Origin of the sequence: Paraburkholderia madseniana, assembly GCF_009690905.1 — a bacterium.
Classification (GTDB): Bacteria; Pseudomonadota; Gammaproteobacteria; order Burkholderiales; family Burkholderiaceae; genus Paraburkholderia; species Paraburkholderia madseniana.
The window spans coordinates 1-7028 of record NZ_VOSW01000197.1 but is presented as its reverse complement, the minus strand read 5'-3'; the positions used below and the strand labels follow the sequence as shown (position 1 = coordinate 7028).

Genomic DNA, 7028 nt, shown 5'->3' with positions numbered 1-7028 from the left:
ATTAAATGGAATATAAATGTAATGATTTAGTATGGTTGTGGCCATGTCGAACCGGTGCCGGAGCCCGGATTCGGGGCAGGGAGCAAAAGAAGCTATGATCATCTTCCGAAGCCGCGCCGCAGTGCGAAAGCCTTAAGTGCTGCCTGGCGCCCAAAACCATACCGGGACGACACCGATGTCACACACAGTGAATCTGGAAAACTATTTCACCCGCATCGGCTACAAAGGACCTCGCGCGGCGACGCTGGAAGTGCTCCAGGAACTCCACAAGCTGCATCCCAGAGCGATCCCCTTCGAGAACCTGAATCCGCTCACACACCGTGCGGTAAAACTGGATCTCGAATCAGTCGAACAAAAGCTGATCGCGCAAAAACGTGGCGGCTATTGCTTCGAGCAGAACGCACTCTTCGCGAACGTCCTGACGCAGCTAGGCTTCAACATAACGCCCCTGCTGGGCCGAGTCCTTTGGGGCCGCGAATCCGGAGCGATCCCCCCTCGCACGCACATGGTGTTGCGCGTCGACATCAAAGACGAAGCCTGGATCGCCGATGTCGGTTTCGGCAGCATGACGTTGACGGCACCGCTGCGCCTGATCGCCGGCACCGCGCAGCCGACGCAACTCGGCACGTTCCGCCTCGCCGATGCATCGAACGACGCGCTCTACCTCGACGTCCAATCCCGCGATGACACGTGGGCCCGTGTCTACCGTTTCGACCTGCACCCGGTCGAGTGGATCGATTACGAGACCTCGAACTGGTACACCTCGACCGCACCGGATTCGATCTTCCTGAATCATCTGATCGTTTGCCGGGTCCTGGCAGAGTCGCGGCTGACCTTGCGCAACGACCAACTGAACGAACGCGCCGCGGATGGCCAGATCATCAGCGAGCGGCAGCTAAAAAGCCCGGACGAACTCGCAACCTGCCTTCGCGATCAATTCGGTCTGAACACGGTCGACATCGACATGGCAGACGTTTTCGGGCGCGTGCGCTCACCCGCGACGGCTTCCGTCTGAGACAGCCGCGTATAGCGAACTTCAACAACCACCAGCGGGCACGAACCAGCCATGATCACGCGCCTTGTCCTGCAAACAGCAGCCTGGCTGGTATGCATGGGCGCGCTGCTGTTCGGCGCCGCGGGTACGTTCGCGTGGCCTGCCGGCTGGTGGTATCTGATCGAGACCGGCGGGCTGAGTTTGTGGGTCGGCTTCTGGCTGGCGCGCCACGATCCCGGTCTGCTTGCCGAGCGTCTCGCGCCGATCGTTCAGGCGCAACAAAGTCGCTGGGACAGTTTCTTTATGGTGGCCGTGGCGGTGATGTGGAGCGCCTGGCTCGTCCTGATGGCGCTCGATGCAATGCGCTACTGCTGGTCGGCACCGCTGCCGGTATGGCTGGTGAGTTTCGGCTCGCTCAGTATCTTCGTCTGCATTTTCATGTGCCTGATCGTGTTCCGGGCGAATAGCTATGCCGCGCCCGTCGTGAAGATCCAGGCAAGCCGCGGTCACAAAGTCATCGACACCGGCCCCTACGCCTTAGTCCGTCATCCGATGTACTCGGCCGCGCTGCTGTTGTTCATCGGCACCCCCTTGCTGCTCGGCTCGTGGTGGGGGCTTGCCTGCGTGCCGTTGCTGGTGATCGGCATTGGCTGGCGCGCGGTGCGCGAGGAGCGCGTGCTGGCAGCGCAACTCGAGGGCTACACCGCCTACACCACGCGCGTGCGTTATCGCTTCGTGCCGTTCATCTGGTAGGGCGCGCCACGCGCCAACTCGAAGCGCGTTCGCTCTTCTCACACCAACCTGTCTAGACAAAACGCACCACGCTGGCGCAGCCGGTGGTGACCGGTGCATTGTCTTTGCCCTTTCAAAACTCCCTTAAAAGCCTTATTACACGGTCGCGCATAGGGGCTTACCCGATGATTTCGGCGATTTCGAAAAAATCCTCTTGCGATGGCTTTTTGACTCATGCAAGCTTGTCTATACAAATTAGACGGCAGTTAAAAACCCAGCTTGGCGGTTTCCTCAATCAAAGGAGTTTCGACGTGAAAGTGAAGCGCACGACGTTAGCAAAAGCATTGATGGGCGCCGTACTCGGCGCCGCGACGATTTTCGCTGCACCGGTGCAGGCCAAAGACTGGAAGACGGTGACGATCGCACTGGAAGGCGGTTATGCACCCTGGAACCTGACCTTGCCGGGTGGCAAGCTGGGCGGCTTCGAACCTGAGCTCGTCGCCAATCTGTGCGAGCGCATCAAGCTCCAGTGCAATCTCGTGGCGCAAGACTGGGACGGCATGATCCCTGGTCTGCAGGCCGGCAAGTTCGACGTTCTGATGGACGCGATCTCGATCACGCCGGAGCGCGAAAAAATCATCGCGTTCTCGAAGCCGTACGCCGCCACGCCGGCCACGTTCGCCGTGACTGACGCGAAAGTGCTGCCCAAGGCCGCTCCGACCGCAGCCGTCGTCAAGCTGTCGGGCGATCCGAAAACCGATCAACCCACCGTCGACGCTTTGCGCAAGCAACTGAAGGGCAAGACCATCGGCATTCAGTCGGGCACGGTCTACACCAAGTTCATCAACGACGGCTTCAAGGACGTCGCCACGATCCGCGTCTACAAAACCTCGCCTGAGCGCGACCTCGATCTGGCCAACGGCCGCATCGACGCCTCGTTCGACGACGTGACCTACTACGCCGCTAACGTCGACAAGAAAGAGACTGCGTCGATCATCATGGCCGGCCCGAAGATCGGCGGCCCGATCTGGGGTCCGGGTGAAGGCCTCGCGTTCCGTAAGCAGGACGCCGACCTGAAAGCGAAGTTCGATACCGCGATCAGCGCCGCGCTTGCCGATGGCACCGTCAAGAAACTCTCCGCCAAGTGGTTCAAGACCGACGTCACGCCTTGATTCGCCTGAGCGTTCAGAGGTAACGGCAGGCGCGGCGTCAAAAACCGCGCCTGTCGGCTGGTTCGATCCGCCGTAATGGATGAGGGGTAGGGAATGGCTCTGATAGAGATGCTCGGCTTCGGGCAGGAAGGCTGGGGCGGCGTGTTGCTGCTCGCAGCGTTGATGACGGTCGCGCTTACGCTGGCGGCGCTCGCTGTCGGCGCCGTGTTCGGCGCGCTGGTAGCGGCGGCCAAGCTGTCGCGCTTTCGCACGCTGCGCGTGATCGGCGACCTGTACACCACGGTGTTTCGCGGCGTACCTGAGCTGCTCGTCATCTATCTGTTCTATTTCGGCGGCTCGACGCTCGTGACCACGATTGGTCAATGGTTCGGCGCGGACGGCTTTGTCGGCGTGCCGCCGTTCGTGGTCGGCGCGCTCGCGGTCGGCATGATTTCCGGCGCGTATCAGGCCGAGGTGTATCGCTCGGCGGTGCTCGCGGTGTCGCGCGGCGAACTCGAAGCGGCGCGTTCGATCGGCATGCCCACCATGACCATGGCGCGCCGCATTCTGATTCCGCAAGTGCTGCGTTTTGCCTTGCCCGGCATCGGCAATGTCTGGCAATTGAGCCTGAAAGACTCGGCGTTGATTTCGGTCACGGGGCTGGCCGAACTGCTGCGCGCTAGCCAGGTGGCGGCGGGTTCGACGCATCAGTACTTCACGTTCTTCGTGGTGGGCGGCGCGCTGTATCTGCTGATGACCAGCATCTCGAACCGGGTCTTCAACCACGCCGAAGCGCGCGTGGGCCGATCCTTCAAGCGCAACTTCGCGCGCAACTGACGAGGACCGGACATCATGCATTTCGACTTCGATTTTCTGCTCGACACGCTGCGGCAACTGATCGCGGCCGTGCCGACCACGCTCGGGCTGTTCTTCTGCTCGTTGATTCTCGGCGGCTTGCTTTCGCTCGTGATCGTCACGATGCGCGTGTCGCCGCACTGGCTGCCGAACCGTTTCGCGCGTGCCTATATCCTCGTGTTCCGCGGCTCGCCGCTGTTGATCCAGATGTTCCTCGTCTACTACGGCATGGGCCAGTTCGGCGTGATTCGCGAGAGCTTCCTGTGGCCGGTGTTGCGCGAGCCGTACATGTGCGCGGTTTTATCCCTGGCGCTGTGCACCGCCGGATATACCGCTGAGATTATCCGCGGGGGGTTGATGGCCGTGCCGGTCGGTCAGATCGAAGCGGGTTATTCGATCGGCCTGTCGGGTTTCGCGCTGCTGCGCCGCGTGATCGGTCCGATTGCGCTGCGTCAGTGTTTGCCCGCGTACTCGACCGAGGCCGTGCTGCTCGTCAAATCCACCGCGCTCGCGAGTCTCGTTACCGTGTGGGAAGTGACCGGCGTCGCGCAGCAGATCATTCAGCAAACGTATCGCACCACGGAAGTATTCATCTGCGCCGCGCTGATCTATCTGTTCCTGAATTTCGTCATCGTGCGTTTGCTCGGCTTCCTCGAGACGCGCCTGTCGCGCCATCTGCGTGCGGCGCCCGCACAAAGCTCGCCGAGCCGGCCGGTTTCGTCCACGACCGAAGCACGCCGCGCCGCGCCCTGAACGATCGCATATCTTGCAGAATCTGGAGAATCCCATGAACGCTACGGCACCTGTTGCACTGTCGGTCAAGAACATCCATAAGTCGTTCGGCGACCATCACGTGCTCAAAGGCATTTCGCTCGACGCCCATCAAGGCGACGTGATTTCGATTCTCGGCGCGAGCGGCTCCGGCAAGAGCACCTTTCTGCGCTGCCTGAATCTGCTTGAAACGCCGGATGACGGTTCGGTGGCACTCGGCGGCGAAGAGCTGAAAATGAAGCGGCGCGGCGACGGCAAGCTGCAACCGAGCGACCGCCGCCAGGTGGACCGGGTGCGCTCGCAACTCGGGATGGTGTTTCAGAACTTCAATCTCTGGTCGCATATGACCGTGCTGGAGAATCTGATCGAAGGGCCGATGCGCGTGCAAAAGCGCAGCCGCGCCGAATCGGTTGAAGAAGCGGAAGCGCTGCTGGCAAAAGTCGGTCTTGCGGAAAAGCGTGGCCACTATCCCGCACATCTGTCCGGCGGTCAGCAGCAGCGCGTGGCGATCGCGCGCGCTTTGGCGATGCATCCCAAAGTGATGCTGTTCGATGAGCCGACTTCGGCGCTCGATCCCGAACTGGTCGGCGAAGTGCTGCGCGTGATGCGCTCGCTCGCCGAAGAGGGCCGCACGATGCTGGTCGTCACGCACGAAATGGGTTTCGCGCGCCATGTGTCGAATCGCGTGATGTTCCTGCATCAAGGTCAGGTGGAAGCCGACGGCACGCCGGACGAAGTGTTCGTCGACTGCAAGTCGGACCGTTTCCGCCAATTCGTGTCGAGCCACCAGGATCGCACGACTAACTAATCGATCAGCGTTGGCTGGTTGCCACTTCGTTACTTCACCGCACAGAGCACTATCATGGCCGTGATCCGTTCCGATCGTCCTCTCGACTGGGTTCAGGTGGCGGCTATCGCCGCCGGCGAACCGCTCGAGCTTTCCGCCGATGCCCGCTCGCGTATCCGGGCGGCACGCGTGCTTGTCGAGCAGATCGTCGAGCGCGGGATTCGCGCGTATGGCGTGAATACCGGCGTCGGCGCGTTGTGCGACGTAATCGTGTCGCCGTCCGAACAGCGCACGCTGTCGCGCAATATTCTGATGAGTCACGCGGTCGGCGTGGGCGCGCCGCTCGGTGTTGCCGAGACGCGCGCGATCATGGCGGCGGCCGTCAACAATTTTGCACACGGGCATTCGGGGATTCGCCTCGAAGTCGCGGATCAACTGGTCGCGTTGCTCAATGCCGATTGCCTGCCGGAAGTGCCGGCGTTCGGCTCGGTAGGTTATCTGAGCCATATGGCGCATATCGCGCTCGTCTGTATCGGCGAGGGGCATGTGCGCTATCGCGGCGAGCGTCTCAAAGGGCGCGATGCGTTGCAACTGCTCGGCCTTGAACCGCTGGTGCTCGACGCGAAGGAGGGTTTAAGCCTCGTCAACGGCACGCCGTGCGTGACGGGTCTCGCCGCGTTGGCGCTGTCGCGCGCCGCCCGTTTGCTCGACTGGACCGACGTGGTCGCCGCGATGAGCTTCGAGAATCTGCGTGGTCAACTCGCGGCCTTCGACGAAGACTCGCTGGCGCTGCGCATTTCGCCGGGCCTGAACCTGGTCGGCGAACGCATGCGTACCGCGCTCGCCGATAGCGGCATTCTTGCCGCGGTGGTCGGCCAGCGCACGCAGGATCCGCTGAGCATGCGGACCATTCCGCACGTACATGGTGCCGCGCGTGACGTGCTCACTGGGACCGCCGACGTGGTCAATCGCGAACTCGCGTCGATTACCGACAACCCGATCGTCGCCGGCACGCCGGAAGAGCCACGTGTCTATTCGCAGGCGCACGCGGTGGGGGCATCGATCGCACTGGCGATGGACAGCCTTGCCACCGCGATCGCGCAAGTCGCGGCGATGGCCGAGCGGCGTCTCGACCGTCTCGTCAATCCGCTCGTGAGCGGCTTGCCGGCGTTTCTCGCGGAGCCGGGCGGCACCTGTTCGGGCTTCATGATCGCGCAGTACACGGCGGCCTCGCTGGTCGCGCAGAACCGGCGCCTCGCGATGCCCGCGAGTCTCGACGGCGGCATCACATCCGGTCTGCAGGAAGACCACCTGTGCCATGCCACGCCCGCTGCGCTGAAAGCGTTGGAGATCGTCGACAACGCCGGGCGCATCATCGCCATCGAATTGCTGGCGGCGGCACAAGCCTACGATCTGCAAAGCATCGACGCACCGCGCGCGCCGCACACCGATGCGCTCTGGCAACGCATACGCCGCGCTGTGCCGACGTATCGCGACGATCGGCCGCTCGCGGACGACATGAGCATCGCGTTTCGCATCATCGCCGACGAAACACCGCCGCCGCTGCCAAACCCGGGTAATATTCGGCCCGGGCTGGACGCTTCGGTTAGCGACGCAGCTCGCGCCGCATTGGCGAGCGTGACGAGCGTTGGCGCGGCGGGGAAGCTTGGCGGCGACGCGGCGGCCCACGGCGGCCGGGCAACTGCCCACCCCGGGTGACGACCCCCGTTACTGCCAC

At 62.6% G+C, this 7028-nt stretch carries 7 protein-coding genes; all 7 read left to right on the top strand.

What is annotated here, in order from left to right; all coding sequences use genetic code 11:
- Nucleotides 1–175 precede the first annotated feature (175 nt).
- Nucleotides 176–1015 carry an arylamine N-acetyltransferase family protein gene (locus FSO04_RS44565; RefSeq protein ID WP_154567716.1) on the top strand — a complete coding sequence of 280 codons (840 nt, stop codon included), beginning with the start codon at nucleotides 176–178 and terminating at the stop codon, nucleotides 1013–1015.
- A 51-nt stretch (nucleotides 1016–1066) separates the two neighbouring features.
- Nucleotides 1067–1747, top strand: coding sequence for a methyltransferase family protein (locus FSO04_RS44560; protein WP_154567714.1), 681 nt, complete (start codon nucleotides 1067–1069; stop codon nucleotides 1745–1747).
- Nucleotides 1748–2073: 326 nt separating this feature from the next.
- Nucleotides 2074–2898, top strand: a complete 825-nt coding sequence (locus tag FSO04_RS44555; protein ID WP_154567718.1) for a transporter substrate-binding domain-containing protein — start codon at nucleotides 2074–2076, stop codon at nucleotides 2896–2898.
- 93 nt (nucleotides 2899–2991) lie between these two features.
- Nucleotides 2992–3714 carry an ABC transporter permease gene (locus tag FSO04_RS44550; protein WP_154567712.1) on the top strand — a complete coding sequence of 241 codons (723 nt, stop codon included), beginning with the start codon at nucleotides 2992–2994 and terminating at the stop codon, nucleotides 3712–3714.
- A gap of 15 nt (nucleotides 3715–3729) precedes the next feature.
- On the top strand, nucleotides 3730–4485 hold the full coding sequence (locus FSO04_RS44545) for an ABC transporter permease (RefSeq protein ID WP_154567711.1): 756 nt from the start codon (nucleotides 3730–3732) through the stop codon (nucleotides 4483–4485).
- Between the two features lie 34 nt (nucleotides 4486–4519).
- Complete coding sequence (locus tag FSO04_RS44540; protein ID WP_154567709.1) at nucleotides 4520–5311, top strand: ABC transporter ATP-binding protein; 792 nt, start codon at nucleotides 4520–4522, stop codon at nucleotides 5309–5311.
- Nucleotides 5312–5365: 54 nt separating this feature from the next.
- Nucleotides 5366–7009, top strand: a complete 1644-nt coding sequence (locus tag FSO04_RS44535; protein WP_154567707.1) for an HAL/PAL/TAL family ammonia-lyase — start codon at nucleotides 5366–5368, stop codon at nucleotides 7007–7009.
- Nucleotides 7010–7028: the final 19 nt, after the last annotated feature.